This is a genomic window from Paenibacillus sp. OSY-SE (genome assembly GCF_000283315.1).
Lineage (GTDB): Bacteria > Bacillota > Bacilli > Paenibacillales > Paenibacillaceae > Paenibacillus_B > Paenibacillus_B profundus.
Genome location: NZ_ALKF01000162.1, coordinates 32,450 through 56,230, shown reverse-complemented (window position 1 = coordinate 56,230; position 23,781 = coordinate 32,450). Strand labels below are relative to the sequence as shown.

Below are 23,781 nucleotides of genomic sequence, written 5' to 3'. Positions count from 1 at the left end.
TTCGAGGGTGAATGCAAGATTCGATGCCGAATCACATCTTGCGATACTCCGTTATCAAAAGGGGACTTTTTGAACTTCCTCTATAAATAAAAAAAGGGATAGTCGCAAGAACAAGCATCTCCCTCGCTCTTGCGATTACCCCTTCATTATCCATGATGTTCGGCGAATGCCGAATCCTTGATTGCCGCATTGTACTTTTTTCGCAGCGCCTCTTCCCAGTCCGTTAAAGGCGATGTCTTCGACAGAGCCAAGTCTTTGCGCACCCGGCCTCGAAGCGCCTTGCGTTCTTCCGGTTCGACTTCTTTTTTTCCGTTCAGCATCACGATAGCATACCCGTCCTTCACCTGGATCGGTTCTGATATTTCACCGACTGACATTTGGGTGGCCGCATTCAATTCAGCTGTGTTCACGAAAGGATCATCTTCATCAATCCACCCAAGCCGTCCTCCTTGGTTTGAAGTAAACTCATCACGGGAAAGCTGCTCGGCAAGGTCGGCAAAGGTTTCGCCTTGCTGCACCCGCTTCAAAATTTCGTTGGCTTCCCGCACGGTCGGGACGATAATGTGGACGATGTCATATGACGCAACTAGCTCGTATACATCGCGATGCTTCTCAAGATACCTCTCAACTTCTTCCTCCGTCACTTCTACACCGTTGGTCGCAATCTTCTCCATTAGGAGACGGTTATACAAATCTTGCCGCAGCTGCCTGGGACTCATTCCAAGCTGCTCCTGCATAGCCTGAAAGTAGACCTCTTCATCATCATACCCTCTCATCTGCTGCTTCAGTTCCCATTCCACTTCTTCCCGGGTAACATCGATTCCGAGCGTTTTCGCTTCTTTTTCTGCCGCTTTGGACGTCAATATTTGCTCTAGCACCATAGCTCCGTACTGACGTTGTAATTCGGCGTCCCATTCCGATCGAGTCACCAACTCATCGCCTATTGTGGCAACAACTGACGAGGATTTAGGGGGGAGTGTTGCATCATGCTCTTCTGCCGTCGTGTCGAGCCGAAAGATGAGGATGCCTGCAAGTATGATGATGCAGGTAAATAAAATAATGATGCAGCCCCATAAGCTTTTGACTTCTTTCGTCATATTGCTTGCTTCCCTTATCCCATATTTCCGTTCATACGTGCGCTAGTTCTTCGTTTGTTCTACCAGTTCCACTAATTCATCACGGTTAAAATCATACGCTTCATTGCAGAAATGGCACACGACTTCAGCCTTCCCGTCTTCTTCAATGATAGCATTCAATTCATCTGTGCCGAGGCTGATAAGCGTCTTCTCTACCCGCTCTTTGGAGCATTGGCAGCGAAAGACGATTGGCATGGAGTCCATCACTTGAACGTCATCAACAATCCACGTCACCAATTCTTCAAGCTCCAGACCTTGATCCAACAGAGCAGTAATCGGTGGAAGTATGCTGAGCGACTGTTCGATTTTGTTGATTTCTTCATCCGTCATGCCAGGCAACAGTTGAATGATGAAGCCTCCGGCATGAAGCACCGAAGAGTCGGCATCAACCAGTACTCCTAATCCGACTGCAGATGGCGTCTGCTCGGATGTGGCGAAATAATAAGTGAAATCTTCGCCAAGTTCGCCAGAGATGATAGACGAGCTGCTGCGATAAGGCTCCTTCAGTCCCAAATCTTTCATAACATGGATAAAGCCATCCCGGCCAACCGCTCCAGCGACATCGAGCTTGCCTTGCTCATTGCTTGCCAGATGGACTTGCGGATGCGTAACGTAACCCCGAACCTCGCCGCGCGCATTCGCATCGGCTACGATTTGTCCGATCGGTCCGTCGCCTTTGACCTGAATCGTAAGTTTCTCTTCTCCCTTCATCATCGCCCCCATCATGGCAGCGGCCGTAACTGTGCGGCCAAGGGCTGCAGTTGCAGTAGGATAGGTGCCGTGGCGGCGCTGCAATTCATCCACTAACTGTGTCGTACGAACGGCAAAAATACGGACTTTCCCTCCGAGCGCTATGCCGCGAATGAGTTTATCCTGCTGTTTATTTTGCTCGTGTGCTTGTTGTTCCTTGCTTTCTATCATTGAAGCCTCCTGTTGCGCTACATATTTTCAGACGTGTGACCACATCGATTAGTACCTCTAATTGGTTACACTTTATTTCGGTTATAGATGAGACGCAATCCTTCTAGCGTAAGCAACGGATTGGTCGTATCGATCGTGCGCGATTCACTGGCAATCAATTCGGCGAGTCCGCCAGTCGCAATGACTTTAGGATGCGCCCCCAGCTCGTCCCGTATCCGGTCAATAATCCCGTCTACTTGGCCCGCGTAGCCGAATATAATACCGGCTTGCATCGAGTGAACCGTATTCCTGCCAATGACCGACTTCGGCTTCGTCAGCTCAATGCGAGGCAGCTTGGCCGCATGTTGGTACAACGCTTCCGTCGAAATACCGATACCGGGCACAATGGACCCACCCAAATAGTTCCCTTTACTATCTATCACGTCAAACGTCGTAGCCGTACCGAAATCGACCACAACAAGCGGATCTTGCCCTCCGTACAGCTCTATCGCCCCGACCGCGTTAACGATTCGGTCCGCCCCCACTTCACGCGGATTCTCATAGCGGATGTTAAGCCCCGTCTTAACGCCTGGACCGACAACGACCGGCGTTTTAAACAAATAGGTCTCGCATAACTGTTCCAGCGTATGCATAATTGGCGGTACGACGGAAGACATAATGACGCCTTCTATATCTTTGACCGATAACCCAGCCAAAGCAAACAAGTTATGAATCATGACCCCGTACTCATCGGTTGTCGCCTGCCGGCTTGTCGACAAGCGCCAATTATGAAGCAAGGTTTCTTGTTGATATACTCCTAGTACAATATTCGTATTTCCAACATCGATGACGAATATCACGGTACACTAACCCTCTTTCTTCGCATTCAAATCGAGACTGATGTCGAGCGCCGCAAAAGAGTACGTTAACGCTCCAACGGAAATGACATCGACACCGCTCAGCGCTTTGCTGCGAATCGTATCCAGTGTGACTCCTCCCGATGCTTCAATCAGAATATGCGGCCCGGCGTCGCGAATGAGCTGCACCGCTTCTTTCATACGCGCTTCATCCATATTGTCGAGCATAATAATGTCGGCTCCGGCCTGAATCGCTTCGCGAACTTGTGCAATCGATTCCGCTTCGACCTCAATCTTCATCGTGTACGGAATCTGTCCGCGTGCCCGCTCCACAGCAGCCTGAATACCGCCGGCTCCCTTAATGTGATTGTCTTTGATCATCACTGCATCATAAAGACCGAAGCGATGGTTAAAGCCGCCTCCGACTCTAACCGCATATTTTTCCAGCGCACGGTGCCCCGGCGTCGTCTTGCGCGTATCAACGAGCTTGGCAGATAGACCTTCGATCGCCTGTACGAAAGAGCTCGTCTTTGTCGCAATGCCGGACATCCGCTGCAGCAAGTTCAAGGCAAGCCGTTCTCCCATTAAAATGCTGTGCGTACTCCCTTCCACTTCGGCCAAAATCGTACCGCGCTTGACAACATCCCCGTCCGAGACTAAGGCCTTGAACTGCAATGCATCATCCACGACCTCAAATACGGCTTCGGCAACAGGCAGCCCAGCGATGACGCCGTCATCCTTCGCATGAATAATCCCTTTCGACGTATGCCCAGCAGGAATCGTGAATGCAGTCGTGACATCTCCGGTACCCAAGTCTTCCTCCAGCCATGCTTCGAGTTGGCGGCGCAAGGCCATTCGTTCCACGCTAAACATCGTTGATTCTCTCCTCTGTTATCCCTCGCTCGCGATGCACCAGCGTATGTTTGCGCCAGCATTCGTCGTCACGCTCTGGATAGTCTTCACGGGAATGTGCTCCGCGGCTTTCTTCGCGCCAAGAGGCTGATTCGGCTACAAGCATAGCGCAGGTAAGCATATTGGCAAATTCATATTCTTCCCGTTTCGTTAATTTCACATGAAAAATCGTATCTTGCCGCTTCAACTCATCCAATCCTTTAGCTAGTCCTTCCGCATGACGGCGGAGCCCAGCGTAACGAACCATCACCTTCTGCAGCTTCAGCCGTCGTTCGACAACAGGCTGACACGAATGCTCCCGCCGTTCCGCTTGGTAATCCGTACGAGTCTCAGAAGGAATGAGCGGGGATAGCTGGGATATGTGATCAACGATGCGTCGGCCGAAGACGATAGCCTCTGACAACGAATTGCTCGCGAGGCGGTTCGCTCCATGCACTCCGGTAGAAGAGGTCTCTCCACAGGCGAACAGGCGCCGAATGTTCGTTTCTCCATTCAGATCGGTCTTGATTCCGCCCATCATGTAATGCGCCGCCGGCGCTACAGGTATCCAGTCACACGTTAAATCCAAACCGTATTGCAAGCAGGTTTCATAAATGGTAGGAAACCGGTGCTTAATCATATCTTCCGATTCATGCGATATATCCAAATAAACGAACGTAGATTTGGTGGCTTCCATCTCACTCAGGATGGCACGAGCAACAACATCGCGCGGCGCAAGCTCCAATTGGTGATGGTATTTCTCCATAAAGCGTTCACCTTTAATATTACGAAGTACCGCTCCTTCACCCCGAACTGCTTCCGAGATAAGAAACCGTGGTGCCCCCGGGTAGCAGAGCACAGTCGGATGGAACTGAATGAATTCCATATCTTGAACATAAGCCCCCGCCCGGAACGCCATTGCAATGCCGTCCCCAGTCGCAACTTCCGGGTTGGTCGTATAACGGTACAATTGACCCGTCCCTCCGGAGCATACCACAGTTGCCTTCCCGCTCACAAATACACGCTCACCATCAGGGCGCTGTACGATGACACCGCGGCATTCCCCTCGTTCAGCGACTAAATCAATCGCGAAATGGTCATCCCATACCGTCACATTACGCAGCCCTTTTACTTTATCTGCTAACGCACGCACAATTTCGTAGCCGGTAGCATCTCCATTCGCATGCAGAATGCGCCGATGACTATGTGCCCCTTCCTTGGTCAGCGCAAGCGCTCCGTTCTCCACATCGAATGCGGTCCCCATATTTATGAGCTCCTGCACGCCGGCAGGCCCTTCATGAACGAGCACGTTGACCGCTTCCTGTGAGCAGAGACCCGCACCTGCAACGAGCGTATCTTGGCGATGATAAGCTGGAGAGTCATCCTCTGCAATCACTGCCGCAATTCCTCCCTGCGCATAGCGCGTGTTGCTGTCAAAGAGCGATTTCTTCGTAATGATGAGCACGCGGTGCTGCTCGCTTGCTTTAATAGCTGTATATAATCCCGCGATTCCTGCACCGATGACGATAACGTCGGTATGTGTCTGCTCAATGTTATCAAGTGAAAAATCGATCAAATACGGTGGTATCATGCCCGTTCATCTCCTCAATAGCCCTCGGTTCATTTCAGCAATGACGAAGTCACTTCTTATGCGTGTTCAAAAGTGCTTCGTGATCAAAAGGGGACCTTTTGATCAACCTCTTCTTGTTGATCAGAAGAGTAGCGCATGCTACTTCACTTGTAACATACGCTCCAATGATAACCGTGCTTTCTCTGCGACATGCGGCGGCACGTAAATTTGCGGCTGCATCGTTTCGAGGCATTTCACGAGTTTTTTCAAGTTATTCACTTTCATATTCGGACAAACCAAAAATTTGGTTGCAAAATGAAACTGTTTATCCGGGCTGTCTTTACGCAACTGATACCCCGTTCCATCTTCCGTGCCGATAATGAATTCCTTCGCATCGGAATTTTTGCAATATTCAAGGATGGCTGTCGTACTCCCTACAAAATCACCCATGGCCACTACTTCCGGACGACATTCCGGATGAACGACGAACGGTGCATGCGGATATTTCGACTTCATCTCCACGACATCTTTTACCGTCAGCATATCATGCGTGTTGCAGTACCCTTCCCAAATAATCAGCTCTTTGCCTGTCTTCTCTTGTACATAATGGCCCAGATTTTTATCGGGAACCCAGATAATTTCGTCCGCATCAAGCGATTCAATGACCTTAACCGCATTCGAGGACGTACAACAAATATCCGTCTCCGCCTTAATCTCTGCCGAAGAATTAATATAAGTTACAACCTTAGCTTTCGGATGCTGTGCTTTCAGCTTGCGCAATCCGTCCACATTCACCATATCGGCCATCGGACAACCGGCACGTTCATCGGGGATAATGACCGTTTTGTTTGGTGCCAATATTTTGGCGCTTTCCCCCATAAAATGAACCCCACAAAATACGATAACTTCCGCATCGGTTTCCGCTGCTTTTTGGGCCAACAGAAACGAGTCGCCCCGAAAATCAGCCACTTCCTGAATTTCATCCCGCTGATAGTAATGAGCAAGAATAATTGCATTGCGTTTCTTCTTCAGTTCCATTAACCGTTCACGAAGTTCCCGTTGCTGCTCTTCCTTGCGTGCCAGTGCCAGTGCTTCTAACTGCACCTTCTCTTCACCCCTTGGCCTTGTCGTTAACACTTAATTTACACAACGCCTCCCCCCGTGTCAATTCAATCTAAGCGGTTGTTCAAAACAAAAAATAGAGTGCACATGAATGTGCACTCTAGAATCGCCGGAATCAGCGAATGAGGGTATAACTATAGGCTGCCATCTTACTTATCGTCTTTCTTCTCTTCTGTTGGATCCGAAGGAGAAGAGGATGACTCATCTGATGGAGTCTCTTGTTGAGCATCGGATGACGATGGTTCCTGCTTAAGCTCTTGCTCTTGCGGAGAAGAACTGTTCGGAGCATCGTCTGCCGGCTTAGCTGTGCCGGTATCTCCCCATTGTGTCGGGCCGAGCTTCTCCGGTTTGCCTACCACGTTCACCTTCACATCCCCTGTCGTTTCAATTACAGGAGTGTTGCTGGATGAGCCTGTTGAATCGGAGTTGATCTCAAATGGAGCTTTGCTCAATTTGCCTTCTTCAATGAGCTCCTTGATTTGCTCGAGTTCAAGTGTTTCTACTTCAAGCAACGTCGTCGCAATCAGATTCACTTCACGTGTATGCTTAGTCAAGAGCTGCTTCGCACGTTCATAACACTCGTTCATAATGTTCTGCATCTCTTGATCAATTTCATAAGCAATAGCATCGGAGTAATTCTGTTCGTGGCCCAAGTCACGGCCCAAGAACACTTCTCCTTGGCGATTACCGAACTGCATCGGTCCAAGCTTGTCGCTCATTCCGTATTCCATAATCATGCTGCGCACAATGCGCGTCGCTTGCTGGAAGTCACTGTACGCGCCTGTGCCAATTTCCCCGATAAACAGTTCTTCGGCAACGCGTCCGCCGAGCAAGCCGGTCACTTTGTCCAGCAGCTCCTGCTTCGTTACGAGCATGCGGTCTTCCTTCGGCATCATGATAACGTATCCGCCTGCGCGTCCGCGTGGAATGATTGTTACTTTGTGAACCATATCGGCATGCTCCAAGAAGTATCCGATAATGGTATGTCCTGATTCATGGAAAGCAACAATGCGCTTCTCGCGATCACTAATCATGCGGCTGCGTTTCTCCGTACCGACGATGACGCGGTCAATTGCTTCATCAACGTCCTGCATCGTAATATCCTTGTGGTTCTTCCGTGCGGCAAGCAGCGCCGCTTCGTTCAACAAGTTCTCCAAATCGGCGCCTGTAAATCCAGTCGTCCGTTTGGCGATCGTTTCGAGTCTCACGTCTTTGTTCAACGGCTTGTTGCGCGCGTGAACTTTCAATACCGCTTCGCGGCCCTTCAGATCTGGGCGGTCCACCGTAATCTGGCGGTCAAAGCGGCCCGGACGCAGAAGCGCCGGATCGAGAATATCGGGACGGTTCGTCGCCGCGATAATGATGATGCCTTCGTTCGCGCCGAAGCCGTCCATCTCAACGAGCAATTGGTTGAGTGTCTGCTCCCGCTCGTCGTGCCCGCCGCCGAGTCCGGCGCCGCGCTGACGTCCAACGGCATCAATTTCATCGATAAAGATAATGCAAGGCGCGTTCTTTTTCGCATTTTCGAACAAGTCCCGCACACGTGACGCACCGACCCCGACGAACATTTCGACGAAGTCCGAACCGGAAATGCTAAAGAATGGTACGCCTGCTTCACCCGCTACGGCACGAGCAAGCAACGTCTTACCGGTACCCGGAGGACCGTTCAAGAGTACACCTTTCGGGATGCGCGCGCCGAGTGCGGCGAATTTGCGCGGATCTTTCAGGAACTCTACAACTTCCACCAATTCCTGCTTCTCTTCATCCGCACCTGCCACGTCTTCGAAGGTGACGCGTTTCTTCTCTTCGTTATACAAGCGAGCACGGCTCTTACCGAAGTTCATTGCCTTGCCGGCCCCGCCCTGAGCTTGATTAAAGAAGAAGAAGAACAGGACGAACATGATGATGAACGGAATAATGGAGGTCAAAAACGTAAGCCACAGGCTTTGTTCCTCCATCTTTTTCCAGTTAATTTTAAGCGATTGCTGGTTTTCCCCAGCGTTCATAATCTCTTGTACAGCCGGGTTGCTGTCCGGAATATACGTAACGAACTGCTGAGATTTCGCCCCTTCTGGAATCTTCTTATATTTACCGATGACCAAATATGCCCGACCTTCATACTGAATCGTCATTTCTTCTATATTGTTGGTCGTTAGCTCTTTGCGAAACTGGTCATATCTCGGGGTGTCCGTGGCTTCATTGCCGTTTCCGATAAATTGGACAATACCAACCACGACTAAAAAAAGAATCAGATAAAAACCAGAGTTCTTAATAAACCGATTCATCCCCAACCTCCTCTCAAGGACACGAAGTTATTGTATCATAGCACGTATTGCCATCACAACTTGACCACGCAAGCAATGACAGCTGAATTGTTACTTTGCTTCATCTGTATAAATTTCGGGTTTTAATACACCAATGTATGGGAGGTTGCGATATCTTTCGGCGAAATCGAGACCATAACCGACGATAAATTCATCGGGTAGCACAAAGCCTTTATAATTAGCTTCCATATCTACGGTACGGCGCGCCGGTTTATCAAAGAGCGTAACTACACGGATGGAATTCGCTTTACGTCCTTGCAGCACTTCGATAAGATAGCTAAGCGTTAACCCCGTATCGATGATATCCTCCACAATCAATACGTCGCGGCCATCAACAGGCACATCCAAATCCTTGATAATCCGGACGACACCTGACGATTTCGTTGATGCTCCATAGCTGGACACAGCCATAAAGTCCAATTCCAACGGAACGGAAATCCGCTTCACCAAATCAGCCATAAAGATAAAAGCGCCTTTCAGAACGCAAATGACAAGCGGGCACTTTCCTTCATAATCACGGCTGAGTTGTTCCCCCAACTCCTGCACTCTCGCTTGTATTTGTTCCTCGCTAAATACTACCTTTTCAATGTCGTTATGCAATGATGGGCCCCTCCTAGAGTGAATACTAATTAGTGCGTGTTCAAAAAGGGACTTTTTGAACAACCTTTAATACTTATGTGAACAAAGATCGTTCCATACGGTTACGAATGACCGAACTGCTGTCATATCGTTGATACTACGTTGAAGCATGCGCCCCGCCTTCCAGTACGAAATGAATGATGTACTGAGTTGACGGCTGTACGAGCGCAACATCGGAACGCCGTACTCCGGGCACCCATACAATTTGTCCGTTATGATCCGTCACAATAGGAATGAAGCTTCGCAATGACGGCCCAATTTTAGCATCAACGAACATATCTTGCACTTTTTTGCTGCCGTTTAATCCTTGCACACGCATCCGATCGCCCGGCTGGCGAGATCGGACATGAAGCGGCCAGCACAATGTGTCTGCATCGAACTGAGCTTCCCAAGTCCGTCCGCGCACGCGCGGGCCCGCACTAGAGTCACTACTGTCAATGAGATGCCGCATATTCGAAGTTGCATCTCTATCTGCTGCAGCCCTGATCATCCAGTGCAGCATGCTGTTATTAAGCGGTAACGATAAATGACCCGATGTACTCGTTCTATGTATCGTCAAGCTCTTCACGCAGCGGATATCATCAGAAGCAGAGACATCCTGACGCAGCCACAGCAGACGGTCATATTCGCGCACGAACGCAACGTCGCGAGAAACATCCATTCTCCATGTGGAAGGGTGTTCTCTTGCCGCCGCATTCCGCAGCGTGTCAATGACATCAAAATCAATCTGTTCCGCTTCCCGCGTGAGATAATTTAATATTAGTTTAATCAACCTGCGTTGTAAAGCAACATGTGTATTGCAAAATGTCTTCCGGTCTAGAAGATAACCCGAGCCAGCATGAGAAACGAATGGACTTCCCTCATCATTGTTTACCGTCTTCACATGTCGTTGAAACAACCTATGCGTTTCTTCCTCCAACCAGTCGGCCTCATCCCGCAATGTATCCGCCATTCTACATAGAGCAGAGACTAACTGCGGATTTTCGTTCTCTAATAGAGGCAAAATATCTAAACGCAATCGGTTGCGAGTGTAGTCACGTTTTGTATTGCTGCTATCCGTTACATAAGGAATGTTCCGCATGGCGCACCACTCCAGTATATCCGTCTTCCGCATATGAAGCAGCGGCCGAATATACGTAAGTCCGCCCTCCTCGCGCTTCCAAGCCATACCAGCCAGACCGGTGCTTCCAGTTCCGCGCAGCATGCGCATCAGCACGGTCTCCGCTTGATCATCGGCATGATGGGCAAGAGCAATATGAGAGGCATCATAACGCTGGGCAACATCCTGCAGAAAAGTGTACCGCAACTCGCGAGCAGCGGCTTGCGGATTCAGTCCCCGCTGTTCAGCAAGTCCAGGAGCATCGACGCGCGTCATTGCGAAAGGGAGTCCCAGCTTCTGTGCCTCCCGCTCCACAAACAACGCCTCTTCATCAGATTCCCTGCTGCGAAAGCCGTGATGGACGTGAGCGACAATAAGACGGCCCCTGCCATCTACCTCGCGCTGTTCAATCAATTCATGAAGCGCATAGAGAAGCAGCATCGAATCCGGTCCTCCGGACACAGCGACCACGATTGTATCCTCTTCGTGCCACAGAAGACGCTGCTCCGCCGAATCCTTAAGTCTCACAATCCACTGCTGCCAAGCATAGTCCCTTCCTTGGCCCGGTCTTTCTCCTGGTGCCATTGTTCATCCCCGATTTCTGTTCAATATAACTTCTTACTGATTCAACTCGCAAACATATGTATGAGGCAAAGACTAAAAAACTAGAACTTCGTTATGTTATGTATAAGAGGTTGTTCAAAAAGTTCCCTTTTAATCACGTACTATAAATAATAAGTACGATCCAAAATCCATTAAGATTCAAACCTTTTCTTTTTTTCAATATAACACAATCACCTCCGTAAATCGAAGCCCCATGCCGCCAACGCGATACTTATGACCAGCAGAAATACAGACACGCCAAAAAACCATTTCAACCATAGCGGAGTCGGCCGATGGGGCTTCTTACTCGTCCGGTATAGTCGATGGCTCAGTTCCTGCCATTGTCGATAGGCTTCCTCTGAAGAGGCGAATGCACCTTTTAGAGCACGCGTAAGCCACGATTCAAAAGGTCTCAATCGCGGATGGTTGCGCACTAATTCCTGCAAGTCCTTCACATCGCGTGTCTGCGGTAAGCTAGCCTTCAGACGTTCGCGCAATTCTTTCTCGCCAAGAATCTGAATCGTCAGTACGGCAAAAGAAAATAAATCGTACCCGCAATCGGCCGATCGGGAGCCTGCGTGCCAGTACCCGCGATCATACAGCTCGGTGAACTGCTTCACGCTATTCCCGATTGCAGTTAACCCGCCGTAATCAACAAGCTCGACTGTGCCGTCATCGTTGACAAGCACATTTTCCGCTTTCAGGTCACCGAACACCCAGCCGTGCTGATGGACTTTATTTAGCCTAGCCAATAGCTTCCCCCCGACCAGACCGTACCAGTCGGCTCCGTTCTTATAAATATACGCCTTCAAGCTTACACCGGGAACATATCTCATGACGTAAAACGGAATCCGCTGTCCACTCACATCCGCATCGTCAATGTCGACAAGAAAAGGCCTGGCGCCGTGGCGGCCGACTCGACCGTCCTGTGTGCGGCGCTGGCGCTCCAAAGAACGCAGCGCATTGATTTCAGATTGAAAATCGACCGCATCCACTCCCATCTTGAGTGCAAATGACCCCGAACTCCGCTCGCGGTTCTCCTCTATCGCCAGCATGGTCACCAAATAGACGACACCGTTCGCTCCGCGCCCTAGAAGCCGCTCTATACGATACATGCGTTCGTTCCACATGCCTTTCAGCACGGTCCCGGGCGCGACGCTGATTTGCCGAACCGCAGTCTTAACGGTATGCAGTTGTCCTCCCGCTTTAAACGATGTAGTCACTCCATATCCCATCCGTTCCCGTTCCTTCTTGTTGATACGTTTGCTCCTCGGCTGAGGAAGAGCTTGTATGACTATCATATTGGTAATAATCGATCACTTTCAAGAGGGCTGGACCCGTCGGCGTTGTCCCCCGCATATTCAGCCGTTGAAATAAGCGCTTTGCGCGGCCGATATCATCCGTCCATTCCAGATCTTGTACCGCTTCCTCCCCTCCATGAGGCCCCGGAAAATGAAAGACGCTCAATTCGCTCTTCCCGACCCGTGCCTGCAGACTGAGCATCAAATCGCGTATCGCCTCCTCCACCGCAGCCAGCTTCGGCTTCATGCTCGCGCTGGCATCAATTAATAGAGCAACTCTAAGCTGAGACTGCTCGCTCATATCATCCATCACACGCACCACTTCAGCGCGCTGATCCGGAGGGAGCGCTTCAACGCTGTCCGCTCCATCAGCCCCAAGAATTTGCCGCAGCTCCTTATTCATAGCTTGATGAATCGTCTGCACGACGGTCTTGCGCGTCATCATCTGAATCGTCTGCGAGAGTTGATGCGACTGCACAATACGGCTGATGCCGCCTCCCGCCTGCGCAATATCTTCAATTTCACGTCCGCCCAGCACCCCTATCGTTCCATAATCTACAATGCCGACAACGTTCACCGCAATGCCTAACTCTCTTGCCTGTGCGGCGGCAACCGCCGGCTGCACCCCCACGTTGGAACATCCGTCCGTAACGAGTAAGATCTGCTTCATCATTTCCCATCACCCTCCCATCGTCACTAACAATCTAGTTCCAGTGTTGCCTTTGATGAGAGAGTTTAACCCTAGCATTGACGCAATGCAGCGAATTGCTAGAGATAATGATGACGAAGCGCTAAATTATTTCATGTTCAAAAAAGTCACTTTCCAGTACGAAGAAGTACAAGTTATCGTAAGAAAACTGCACCGGAAGCACTTCAACCTCTTAAAGGTTAACTTACCGTAAGTGGACGGTCCATTCGATCATGTCCGTTCCAATGCAGAGTGGCCCACTGCGGCTGATGCCGCGTCACCCTCGTTACGACGACCGTCATATCGTCTTCTATCCGCCCGCTGGAATGGCGAATGACCGTTTCTAACAAAATATCGGCTATCTCCTGCGGATCATCCGTCTCCAGCTCACTGATCAGACGCTTCATCCATAGTTCCTTATTCACCGCAGGCCCTGGCGCATCAAAAATGCCATCCGTCATCATGATGAGAATATCATCCGGCTGTAATGAAGAATCAATAAGTTCAATATCAATATCCTGTATGATACCTATCGGCAAATTTCCAGAAGAAACTAAACGCACCTCGTTTCCGCTCTTAATAAAACTTGGAATTGAACCACTTTTCATAAAGGTTGTATTGGCTGAATATAAATCAATGATTGCCAAATCAACGGTCGCAAACACTTCGTCAGGTGATCGAAGCATCAGCACAGAATTGACCGATTGAATGGCCAGCTTCTCATCAATGCCCGATTGCAGCAGCTGAGACAGCAGATTCAATGTAGCGCTGCTCTCCATACGGGCCCGCTCTCCGTTGCCCATCCCATCGCTTAAAGCGACTGCAAACTTTCCGCTTCCGAGCTCCAAAGCGCTGAAGCTATCCCCAGATAACATATCACCTCCCTTCGCCGCACTGGCGAGACCGGTCTCTACTTCAAATGCTTTGGCCGACACAAAGGTCACCATCCCATGGCCTTCCGTGCCTGTCATCCGCTCTTCACGTACGGCGATATGTTCGCCCAATATATCGGACAAGAGCGGCGCAATTAATTTGCGGCATTCATCGTAACCATCCGTAAAGGAATGAATCATTTCAATCTCGATACGGCCGGGGTCTAAGGTCAATATGTCGACCCGATGCACAGACAAGCCCAAATCCTCCATAGCTTGCCGTATTTGTTCCTCCTGCATAAAGAGCTCGCGTCCTTCCCGCTGTATTTCCCGCGCCAAGTCGTCCATCACCTGCGATACCCCATCCAACTGATCGGCCACGAAATGCCGGCTTTCCTGAATTTGCTTGCGCCAATGCTCATCATGTTGATAGCGAATAGAATGGTCGCGCAGCAGAGCCATCACCTGTGGTGCCTTCATACAGTGGCTCTTCCACGTCTGGGGCATGTGCTTCTCCTTCCATTCGGTATATTCGGTCTGATTCTCCACCTTGTGCAGCATTTGCGTCATCACCGTCATCGTCTGCACATATTTGTGGCTCCAGCAGGCCTGGCGCCTAGGACAAGCGGTGCAAGTTATGGCAGACACCGATTCAACTAGACTATTTGCCTTCTCATCTTCTGTAAGCGGCTCTTCCGTATTGGCCGTCTGCTTGAAGCTGCGTGACAGCTGGCGGAATACTTCCGAGAACTGCTGCACGCGATCCGCGGTCATATCCCGGACCCGCTTCGCATATTCATGCTGCGACTTCGCATGTTCGCTCGTACCAGGCACATACTTGGCCAAGGTCGAGCATATGGATTTAGGAGTAAGCAAAAATAGCGCCGCAGCGACGATCGTCTCCCACGTTGAGGCCATCACCTGAATCGGAGGCCCAAGGTAGACGGACAGAATCGCTGTCCCGAGCAGCATGCCGAAGGCGACAGCCCAGCGTTTCCCTTCACGCAGAAGCCCGGCCAGAAGCCCGGCAAACGCCAATACGCTCATTTGCGTCAAGGAGCTCGGCTCGGCGAGGCCCAGAATGAGGCCTAACACAACACCTACGGAAGCTCCAAGCGGAGCGCCGCCGACGAGCGCGAACAGCAGAACGAAATATCGCGATAAAATATGATCAAGCTGAAGCGATTGAACCGTCCATCCTACGGCTCCCGTCATTACAGATGCGAGCAGTATCATTAGGCAAATCATTTCCTCGATGCGCAATGTGTAATTGCGTTTGCTCATCGTCAGCACAGGCAGCGCCTGAATGAATACAAGGGTGAGCACCAGACCGAGGATGGCGTCGGTAAAGTCCATCAGGAAGGCATACCACGTAAATGTCGTCGATACGAAAGTGACGAATAGCTTTACGATGAGCGTGGCGCTGAACACCATAAACGGAGCCGCATTCATGTCGGTTCGTTCATAGGCTTTCAATCCGCGGTGCAGAAGGACAATGAGCAAGAGCTGCATTCCCATCATGAGTGTGATCGGCACGGGGGCGAACAAGCTGCCGGCAAGCAGCGCCGTGCCTACCCATGTTGCCAGCTCACGACGAGTAAAGTAAATAACCGTGAAAAAGGCTGCAGCAAACGGAAACAACTCATTTAAAATCATTGCCCGCCCAAGCAAAAATCCGATCAAGACGAACATAATTGTCCACTTGCGTGTGCCAAGGACGCGTCTGAACCGCTCCAAGCGCCATTTGTTTGCGCTTTGTGCCCACACGCCTTCACCGTCCGTAACACCTTGCCAGCTTTTCTTCGGAAACGGAATTACCTTCGTCTTACTCATTGCCAAGCACCACCTATTCTCTGAATTGTGTGCTCTCATTATAGAAAAGGGAATCGAAATAGTTTGTCATAATAAGGAATTCCATCCAAAAAACTTTCCGACATCAGTTGAGCCTCGTGCAAAAAAGCGGACAGGCTCAGCCTGACAAGGGGTTGCGGTCAGTTCTCTCTCTTTGCTGAAGCAGTGGCATTGTCACATTTTTGTAACGCTTTCACAGGAAGCGAAGAAGAATCGGGGGCAAAGCATACAGAATGACGTAGTAACCTGTCGTAAGCGCTGACCCCAACGACAAAAAAAGTACAGCCGACAAACGGCGTGCGACGAAACCCCGATTCCGTCACAACGTGGTGGACAGGCATATGACGCTCCCACGGGTGCCGACGAAGGTTGGTCTAGGGGACTCACGGCGTTCAGCTAACGCAAATAACCTTCCAGACCGCGCAAAAGGCGGGAAGGCTTATTGTCGTGCCATTAAAAAAAGCCGCAAAACCGATATTTTCGGCTTGCGGCTTCCATTTGTTATATTCATTACATCCGGCGAGCGCCACGGCCTCCGCGCTTGGATTCCGTGTTCTTCTTCAAAGAAGAAATGCGTTCTTCACTATCCTTAAGGAAGCGCGACATTTTATCCTCAAAAGAAGCGAAATTAGGCGACTTGCGTCCCCCCCGGTCCCGGTTCCCTTGTCCATACCTGCCTCCATCTCTTCCTGGACGATCAGGACGAGGTCCTGGACGGTCCGGACGGTCCGGTCGAGGTCCTCTTGGAGGTCTCTGTTCCGATGCAGGTTTATCAATAGTTTGCTTAATAGACAAGCCAATCTTGCCGTCCTTGTCGACGTTAATAACTTTGACCGTGACGATATCGTCAATCTTCAAATGGTCATTCACGTCCTTGACGTAGTTATCGGCAATTTCAGAGATGTGAACCAGTCCCGTGACACCTCCCGACAGATCAACGAACGCTCCAAAATGCGTAATACCTGTCACCTTGCCTTCTAACTTGGTGCCCACTTCAATTGTCATAGAATAAAATGTTCCTCCCTTAAAATGTTAAACGAAAACATTGATCAACAAAAACAATGCTTATGTGGTGATTATACTGTAACGGCGCGATATTGGTCAACCGACGGTTGTCCCGATTTTACGCCTATTCATCGTGTTTTCGAATGATGACTTCATCAGGCAGTACCATGCCTCGACTTCGCGCAATCTGCAGGATGTATTCGGTCGTATTGAGCCGTTCCACCTCCTGCTTCAACTCGTTGCGGACTAGCTCTGCCGCATGCTTTTCTTTCTCGCGCACCTTCAAATCCTCGCGCAAATCTTCCATTGTGGACATTTGAGTAATGTACGTATAAGTGCCCCATCCCAAAAACAGTACCATAAAGGCCGTCCACAGACGAAGCCTACGTTTCGCTCCAGCTATTTTCTTATCGCGATAGCGGTCTGGTGTTCGGGAAACAGACACAGACATACGCACACCTCCTTGAGTTCAATCGTCCACTTTAACGTATACCCTCTACTGCTCCCTATGAAACGGGCGGTACGGCTCTGCCGTCGTCTGATCAAGGACAATCCGATACTGCGAGGTGAATGAGATTACTAGTCGACACAGTTATTATTGCTTATTCTTCGGATGAAGGACGCGTCCAATGAACTGTATACCCCGATTCATCCAAGCAGTGATGCGATGAGCCGTCAGCTTCAGAGTCTGCCCGGTTCTCAGCATTCGCTCTGTCATACCGAAGCGGTTCCATACCGGCATGACAAGCGGTCGAAACGCCCATAGCACAAGAAGTGCCAGCGGTCTTAAACATTGTAGCACAATTTTGATAAGGAACATAGCGACCGATTTTAAAAATAAGATGAAGCCCTTGGTAAAAAGCCATATCGCTTTCAACGGCAAAATGATAAGAACGTAGAGACATCGCAGCACAAAACGTACGATCGCTTTGACCGCCTTGACCAACCACATCACGACTGCGACGGTCATCTTGCTAAGAACGACCGCGTAGAGCCATGCCCCACAGGCCAGTCCCAGAAACACGTAAAACCTCAATTCCCCCTGATTGCCCTTGACGAGCATTTGGAAAACGAACAGCGTCGCAGCGAGCCAATACAATACATCCAAGAATGGTAAAGTCCATCGAGGAAATTTGAATTGCCCCGCTACGACGCGATAGCTGTCATACACCAAGCCCAGCGCCAGCCCGCTCATCATCATGAGCAGGACGGTCATCCATTGCGTATACAGGCTCACTTGAATAACTTCCCGAAAAAGCCTTTGGATTTATCTTGAGCGTTCGCGTCCAAATAGGTCAGGGAGTTGACCGTGCCTTCAATGGCGACGAGTCCTTGATCGAGGCTTAAGTTTTTAATATGCAAATTGTGGCCGCGTATCGTCAGGAACCCGCATTCGGTATCCAGCAAGAACTCTTCGCTGTCGAAGCTCTCCACTTTGTTTACTCCGCTAATTTCAAGCAGCTTGCGGTTCAACATTTTAATTTCCTGACGTTTAGCCGTTGATTTTGTTAATTCGTTCATAGCATGTACCCCTCCTTCTCAACACTAGCTTATGAAGGGGCCGCAAGAATAGAACTCCGATTGTTGAACAAGCGTTATCGGTTATCGATTTTTTCCGGATACATATCGTGATTCATGAGCCGGTAGGACGCCATCTCTTCGTATTTTGTTCCCGGGCGTCCGTAATTGCAATAGGGGTCGATAGAAATACCCCCACGCGGCGTAAATTTGCCCCATACCTCGATATATTTCGGATCAAGCAGGGCGATAAGGTCGTTCATGATGATGTTGACGCAGTCTTCATGGAAATCGCCGTGATTACGGAAGCTGAACATATAGAGCTTGAGCGACTTGCTCTCGACACATTTCTGACCGGGAATGTAGCTGATGTACATCGTCGCGAAGTCCGGCTGACCTGTCATTGGACATAGACTCGTAAACTCCGGACAATTGAATTTGACAAAATAATCACGGTTCGGGTGTTTATTATCAAAGGATTCCAATACGTGCGGTGCGTAGTCTGCCGGATATTCCGTCTTGGCGCCGAGCTGCTGCAATTGCAGCTCCGCTTCATTTCTGCCTGCCATAAGTGATCTCCCCCTCTAACTCTCTTAAATTAATATTTGTGAGTTATAAAAAACTTTTCAGCACCGAGAAGTACAAGTTTTGTTGCCTCTTATACGCCGCGCTTATTGCCCCACACAAGCGTATGAAGCTGCGGCAGCACTCGTACCCGATTCAGCCTCGGTTCGGCGGCTGTTCGGTCAATTAGCCATTCGTATTTACGCAGCAGGCTCCGGATGAGTTCGTCATCATCAGAGCTGTGCACATCGTCGTTGCCCGTCTGCAGGACGAATGGAATGTCAGCATATCGTTCATGGACGCGTATGGCGTACTGTAAGTCCTGCTCGTCGAAAACGACAACCTTCAAGCATAATCCTTTGCATTCAGAGCGGTTCCACAGCCGGTTCACGATGTCGTCCAGCCGATCGAAATCAGTATCCATCCCGGAGCTCGGAGGCTTCGGGGACAGCGTGACATCATCAATGCGCATGAGCCAGTCCTGCCAGCGCGAGCCTTGCGTCTCCACTGCGGAGCGGATCCCATGCGCATGCAGCAGATCGACGAGTTCGCCCATGCCAGGTATTAAGGCGGGATTGCCGCCTGATATGGTGACATGCTCGAAGCAGCCTGCGGCTAGTCTGTTCAATTCGTCGAAAATATCCTCTGCCGCCATCGGACGAATGTCTTCTTTCCCCGATCCATCCCACGTAAAGGCGGAATCGCACCATGAACAGCGGTAATCGCAGCCTGCCGTGCGCACGAACATCGTCTTCTGACCGACAAGCAGGCCTTCCCCCTGCACGGTCGGGCCGAAGATTTCCAGAACCGGTATCGTCATGAGTCCATCCACTCCCGTCTGGCCTCAGCGTAGCTCGTTGGTGTCTCATAAAGGCGCACGAATTCCACTCGCCCGCCTTCACAGCGGCTCTCATACGATTCCGTGCGCAGCGCGGCATCCATTTGCTCGTACAGCCATACGACCATATTTTCCGCCGTCGTGTTCATCAGAGGCAGCGTCTCGTTCAAATAACGATGATCGACATACGGCTCGATGCGGTCCTTCCAAATGTCCTTAATATCTCCGAAATCGAGTGCCAATCCGATATCGTTCACGAAGCCGCTTAATCCGAACACGACTTTGTACGTATGGCCATGGAGATTTTTGCACTTGCCTTCATAGGCATGCAGATGGTGAGCCGCATCAAAGGTGAACTCCTTGCTCACGAGCACCCTGTGGCGATGATAGCGCAGCGATTCTCGTGAGATGTCCGCGCCTAACGTCTGCAGCTTGTCTACGATGCGGAACGGTCCTGGTGTACTCATACGCTCATATCCTCATGCTGCTGGCGTTCCGCCAGATAGCTTTCCAGTCCTGCACGGCGCAGCTTGCATGACGGACACTCGCCGCACCCGTCGCCCGGCAGCCCGTTATAGCAGGTGACCGTTTCCGTGCGCACGAAGTCGAATGCGCCGAGTTCATCGGCGAGACGCCAGGTCTGCGCTTTATTTAGCCACATCAGCGGCGTATGCATAACGAAGCCGTAATCCATCGCCAGATTGAGCGTAACGTTTAATGACTTGACGAATACGTCGCGGCAGTCCGGATAACCGCTAAAGTCGGTTTCACAGACACCGGTGACGATATGTCTTGCACCCATTTGCTTGGCGTAAATCGCCGCGAACGAGAAGAACAGCAGGTTGCGTCCTTCGACAAACGTGTTCGGCAGCTGCCCTTCTTCATGCGCAATGTCGATATCTCCCCGCGTCAGCGCGTTCGGCGCCAGCTGATTGAGCAGCGACATGTCAAGAATGCGGTGTGGAATGTGCAGCTTCTCGGCGATCCGCTTCGCGTAATCCATCTCGCTCTTGTGCCGCTGTCCGTAATCGAACGTAATTGCCTCCACTTCGCCGAAGCGCTGCATGGCCCAGAACAGGCACGTGGTGCTGTCTTGACCGCCGCTAAAGACGACGATCGCCTTCTCCTTCGGCATGTCCGCCTTTCGGTCTTCGTGTGGGCGTGCTTCAGCGAAGCTCGACACATTGATATGGTTATTCATTTCTGTTTCCATGTTTTTCTCATCCTTTCTTGTTCCCTCGTCTGCCATGCACCGGGACGCGCCCGCATACCTGCATTCTTGAACAAAGCGAAAGGCATGTGCTCAAAGTACATGTTTAAAAAAACCTTTTTAAAAAGACTTATAAAGCACAAAAAAGACAGCACTAAGGAAACATACTAATGAGTGTTCAAAAAAAAGGGACTTTTTGAACTTCACTAGATCCGTAGGATACTGTCAGCCTTAGTTTTTTATAGAGGGAGATTGCGAACCTCTCCCGCAAGGTATGGTCCTCGCGGAATGTATGCAGTTGTTATTCATTATAGAGAATGGAAGCGGAAGTTTCAAAACCATATTTCGCTAAATACAGGGTGGAACACAAAAAAAACGGCTTCCCCCTTTAGAAAAAGGAAGAACCGTTTCTTCTTGTCATGCATATGGCGTCTACCAGCCGAAATCGTTCGATTTCGGAATGGCTTCTTCCTTGAGCAGAGAGTACATACCCGCCGCTTCATCTTTCTTCGTCGTCTCTTGGAGACGCTCCACGCGGACGGTGACGAGCTTCTGTCCGAATTGAACCGTTATCTCGTCGCCAACCTTAACAGACGTGCTCGGCTTCGCTTCACGTCCATTCAAGACTACACGTCCCTGTTCAGACACATCTTTTGCGACGGTACGCCGCTTAATGAGTCGCGATACTTTCAGGAACTTGTCCAGACGCATTATTTTACTGCTTCTTTAAGCTTGTTGCCCGCTTTGAACGCTGGAACGACGGATTCAGGAATCTCGATCGTTTTGCCTGTTTGCGGGTTGCGGCCCGTACGGCCTGCGCGTTTGCGAGTTTCGAATGTACCGAAGCCGATCAGTTGAACTTTGTCACCTTTGGACAATGCATCTGTTACTTCACCGAAGAAACCGTTCAGGACGGATTCAACGTCTTTCTTAGTCAAGCCGCTTTTTGTAGAGATGTTAGTAATCAAGTCAGTTTTGTTCATGTGTATTGGCCTCCCAATCCTATTATTCATTCATAGAGTGTGTTGGCGTGCAAGCTAACGCTTGAGCCGCGGAATACTTATTGCATGTATGTATTCTTGCTTTTTAGGAAAATTCCTTCCCGGTTGCGGCACTTTTTCATATTTTGACGAAAAATAGAGAATATTAGGGCCGCTGCACGCCCGGGTTACGGTTCGAGCCGCTTCGCTTCCTGCCACCACCGCTCCATTTCTAGTAAATCAGTTTGGTCAAAAGATTTGCCGTTTATACGAAGCTGCTCTTCGATATATTGAAATCGGCGCACAAATTTGCGGTTCGTGAGGGTGAGCGACTCTTCCGGATCTGCGGACATGAAGCGGGCTGCATTGACGACCGAGAACAGTACATCGCCCAGTTCTTCGGCGGCATGAGCCATATGCTTGTCCTTATCCTCTTCACCCGTTGCCGAATCTACCGAAGCAATCGCCTCTCGCAATTCTTGCAATTCTTCGGCTACTTTGTCAAGTACATCTTCCACACGATCCCAGTCAAAGCCGACCTTGGCCGCTTTTTTCTGCAATTTGTAAGCTTTCATCAGCGCCGGCAAATCTCTCGGCACGCCATCTAGAACGGATGCTGCTTCACTCGCGATCCCTTTGCGGCGCTTCTCTTCCGCTTTCATCTGCTCCCAGTTGCCGAGAGCCGATTCAGCATCCGCTGCATGCTTGTCGCCAAACACATGGGGATGACGGAAAATCAGCTTCTCATTCAGCCCCTCAATGACATCATACACGCCGAATGTGCCCGTTTCTTCCTCTATCTGGGAGTGAAGCATAATTTGCAGCAGCAAATCGCCGAGCTCCTCCTGCATATGCCCCGGATCATCATCATCGATCGTTTCGAGCACCTCATACGTTTCCTCAATGAGGTTGTTCCGAATCGATTGATGCGTCTGCTCCCGGTCCCACGGACATCCTTCCGGACTGCGCAGGATGGACACAATCTCGTGCAAGCGGCTAAACGTGCGGTTCCGCACCGCATCGTCCGTTGTACGAGGAACCCAAATGAGCGACAGATTGCCGTAACCGTCCAGATGATCCAGCTCGTGAAGCGGCACGCGCACAATCTGTTCCATTCCTTCGACACCAAGCGCATGACCAACCGTGATTTCATAGTCATCCGGATAAATCTCCATCAGACTTAGCTTCACATCAGAAGCCGTAAACGTATCATACACTTGTCCGATGACCGTGTGCAACCGGGGATTCAAGCCAGCAGGCTGAAGCCCTGACGCATCCAGCAATTGAAAGCCTTCAATCGGATCGAATCCGAGCGCAATAAACGCCTGATCAAGGAAGCTCTCCCCGCCTACAATCTTCAACGCAATCCCTTGTTCCGAACAGCGCTCCTTAAGCAGCTGAACCGTCGCCTCCGCCACCATCGGGTGGCCGGGAACGGCATACACGATCGTGCTGTCTGAACTAACCAAGGCCGCCACCATCAATTCACGGCAAATTTCTGCATAGACGCTCGGAAAGTCTTCCTGTGTCTCGTAAATGCGGTCGAACGATCGGTACGTAATGCCGTGCTCCTTGAACAGGGACATAACCGGATGATGCTCTGTGCGCACATAGATGTGCGGAGATTGCTGCAGCAGATTCCATACAGCCAGCGTCAGCTGGCCGACATCGCCGGAGCCAAGGCCGACGACTGTGATGTTACCGGGCATAGTGATGCCTCCTTTATGGTAAAGGTCATGTTCCTATCCTGAATGAATTCATACCAGCAGCATGAATGAACCTGTGCGGACAGCGCCTGCCGTACTAGGCCGGG

23 protein-coding genes and 1 riboswitch are annotated in these 23,781 nt (G+C 50.4%); all 23 genes read right to left on the bottom strand.

Translation table 11 applies throughout. The annotated features are described in order from the left end of the window. Positions 1 to 146 precede the first annotated feature (146 nt). On the bottom strand, positions 147 to 1,097 hold the full coding sequence (locus A372_RS0108000) for a peptidylprolyl isomerase (protein ID WP_019420314.1): 951 nt from the start codon (positions 1,095 to 1,097) through the stop codon (positions 147 to 149). A gap of 42 nt (positions 1,098 to 1,139) precedes the next feature. Further along, positions 1,140 to 2,057 (bottom strand): Hsp33 family molecular chaperone HslO, encoded by a 918-nt coding sequence (gene hslO / locus A372_RS0107995; RefSeq protein WP_019420313.1) that lies wholly within the window; start codon positions 2,055 to 2,057, stop codon positions 1,140 to 1,142. Positions 2,058 to 2,122: 65 nt separating this feature from the next. Then, on the bottom strand, positions 2,123 to 2,896 hold the full coding sequence (locus A372_RS0107990) for a type III pantothenate kinase (protein ID WP_019420312.1): 774 nt from the start codon (positions 2,894 to 2,896) through the stop codon (positions 2,123 to 2,125). A gap of 6 nt (positions 2,897 to 2,902) precedes the next feature. After that, complete coding sequence (gene nadC / locus A372_RS0107985; protein ID WP_019420311.1) at positions 2,903 to 3,766, bottom strand: carboxylating nicotinate-nucleotide diphosphorylase; 864 nt, start codon at positions 3,764 to 3,766, stop codon at positions 2,903 to 2,905. After that, on the bottom strand, positions 3,759 to 5,375 hold the full coding sequence (gene nadB, locus A372_RS0107980; RefSeq protein WP_019420310.1) for an L-aspartate oxidase: 1,617 nt from the start codon (positions 5,373 to 5,375) through the stop codon (positions 3,759 to 3,761). The genes nadC and nadB overlap by 8 nt, the downstream gene beginning before the upstream one ends. 138 nt (positions 5,376 to 5,513) lie before the next feature. Then, positions 5,514 to 6,458, bottom strand: coding sequence for a quinolinate synthase NadA (gene nadA / locus A372_RS0107975; RefSeq protein WP_019420309.1), 945 nt, complete (start codon positions 6,456 to 6,458; stop codon positions 5,514 to 5,516). 167 nt (positions 6,459 to 6,625) lie between these two features. Then, positions 6,626 to 8,761: an ATP-dependent zinc metalloprotease FtsH gene (gene ftsH, locus A372_RS0107970; protein WP_019420308.1), complete on the bottom strand. Its 2,136-nt coding sequence runs from the start codon at positions 8,759 to 8,761 to the stop codon at positions 6,626 to 6,628. Between the two features lie 90 nt (positions 8,762 to 8,851). Beyond that, on the bottom strand, positions 8,852 to 9,400 hold the full coding sequence (hpt, locus tag A372_RS0107965) for a hypoxanthine phosphoribosyltransferase (RefSeq protein ID WP_019420307.1): 549 nt from the start codon (positions 9,398 to 9,400) through the stop codon (positions 8,852 to 8,854). A gap of 136 nt (positions 9,401 to 9,536) precedes the next feature. After that, positions 9,537 to 11,123: a tRNA lysidine(34) synthetase TilS gene (gene tilS, locus A372_RS0107960; protein ID WP_019420306.1), complete on the bottom strand. Its 1,587-nt coding sequence runs from the start codon at positions 11,121 to 11,123 to the stop codon at positions 9,537 to 9,539. Between the two features lie 209 nt (positions 11,124 to 11,332). Then, positions 11,333 to 12,376 (bottom strand): protein kinase domain-containing protein, encoded by a 1,044-nt coding sequence (locus A372_RS0107955; protein ID WP_019420305.1) that lies wholly within the window; start codon positions 12,374 to 12,376, stop codon positions 11,333 to 11,335. Further along, positions 12,348 to 13,112 carry a VWA domain-containing protein gene (locus tag A372_RS0107950; protein ID WP_026010953.1) on the bottom strand — a complete coding sequence of 255 codons (765 nt, stop codon included), beginning with the start codon at positions 13,110 to 13,112 and terminating at the stop codon, positions 12,348 to 12,350. Before A372_RS0107950 ends, A372_RS0107955 begins: the two co-directional genes overlap by 29 nt. A 218-nt stretch (positions 13,113 to 13,330) precedes the next feature. Further along, entirely contained in the window at positions 13,331 to 15,835 is a 2,505-nt protein-coding gene (gene spoIIE / locus A372_RS0107940) for a stage II sporulation protein E (RefSeq protein ID WP_019420302.1), read from the bottom strand. Positions 15,836 to 16,363: 528 nt separating this feature from the next. After that, positions 16,364 to 16,858 (bottom strand): S1 domain-containing RNA-binding protein, encoded by a 495-nt coding sequence (locus tag A372_RS0107935; RefSeq protein WP_019420301.1) that lies wholly within the window; start codon positions 16,856 to 16,858, stop codon positions 16,364 to 16,366. 124 nt (positions 16,859 to 16,982) lie between these two features. After that, positions 16,983 to 17,309: an FtsB family cell division protein gene (locus tag A372_RS33545; RefSeq protein WP_019420300.1), complete on the bottom strand. Its 327-nt coding sequence runs from the start codon at positions 17,307 to 17,309 to the stop codon at positions 16,983 to 16,985. A gap of 144 nt (positions 17,310 to 17,453) precedes the next feature. After that, positions 17,454 to 18,095 carry a spore cortex biosynthesis protein YabQ gene (yabQ, locus tag A372_RS33540; protein ID WP_019420299.1) on the bottom strand — a complete coding sequence of 214 codons (642 nt, stop codon included), beginning with the start codon at positions 18,093 to 18,095 and terminating at the stop codon, positions 17,454 to 17,456. Then, positions 18,092 to 18,379 carry a sporulation protein YabP gene (yabP, locus tag A372_RS0107920; protein WP_019420298.1) on the bottom strand — a complete coding sequence of 96 codons (288 nt, stop codon included), beginning with the start codon at positions 18,377 to 18,379 and terminating at the stop codon, positions 18,092 to 18,094. The genes yabQ and yabP overlap by 4 nt, the downstream gene beginning before the upstream one ends. A gap of 74 nt (positions 18,380 to 18,453) precedes the next feature. After that, positions 18,454 to 18,945, bottom strand: a complete 492-nt coding sequence (queF, locus tag A372_RS0107915) for a preQ(1) synthase (protein WP_019420297.1) — start codon at positions 18,943 to 18,945, stop codon at positions 18,454 to 18,456. An 89-nt stretch (positions 18,946 to 19,034) separates the two neighbouring features. Beyond that, entirely contained in the window at positions 19,035 to 19,760 is a 726-nt protein-coding gene (gene queE / locus A372_RS0107910) for a 7-carboxy-7-deazaguanine synthase QueE (RefSeq protein WP_019420296.1), read from the bottom strand. Beyond that, complete coding sequence (gene queD / locus A372_RS0107905) at positions 19,757 to 20,245, bottom strand: 6-carboxytetrahydropterin synthase QueD (RefSeq protein ID WP_019420295.1); 489 nt, start codon at positions 20,243 to 20,245, stop codon at positions 19,757 to 19,759. Before queD ends, queE begins: the two co-directional genes overlap by 4 nt. Further along, on the bottom strand, positions 20,242 to 20,913 hold the full coding sequence (gene queC / locus A372_RS0107900; RefSeq protein ID WP_026010952.1) for a 7-cyano-7-deazaguanine synthase QueC: 672 nt from the start codon (positions 20,911 to 20,913) through the stop codon (positions 20,242 to 20,244). The genes queD and queC overlap by 4 nt, the downstream gene beginning before the upstream one ends. Positions 20,914 to 21,213: 300 nt before the next feature. Beyond that, a riboswitch (PreQ1 riboswitch) is annotated at positions 21,214 to 21,257 on the bottom strand. 163 nt (positions 21,258 to 21,420) lie between these two features. Next, the gene (locus A372_RS0107895; RefSeq protein WP_019420293.1) at positions 21,421 to 21,699 is read right to left on the bottom strand and encodes an RNA-binding S4 domain-containing protein; all 279 of its coding nucleotides are present in this window, start codon (positions 21,697 to 21,699) and stop codon (positions 21,421 to 21,423) included. Then, the gene (locus tag A372_RS0107890) at positions 21,699 to 21,971 is read right to left on the bottom strand and encodes an HU family DNA-binding protein (protein WP_019420292.1); all 273 of its coding nucleotides are present in this window, start codon (positions 21,969 to 21,971) and stop codon (positions 21,699 to 21,701) included. Before A372_RS0107890 ends, A372_RS0107895 begins: the two co-directional genes overlap by 1 nt. Before the next feature lie 185 nt (positions 21,972 to 22,156). After that, positions 22,157 to 23,677 (bottom strand): nucleoside triphosphate pyrophosphohydrolase, encoded by a 1,521-nt coding sequence (gene mazG, locus A372_RS0107885; RefSeq protein ID WP_019420291.1) that lies wholly within the window; start codon positions 23,675 to 23,677, stop codon positions 22,157 to 22,159. Between the last annotated feature and the right edge of the window lie 104 nt (positions 23,678 to 23,781).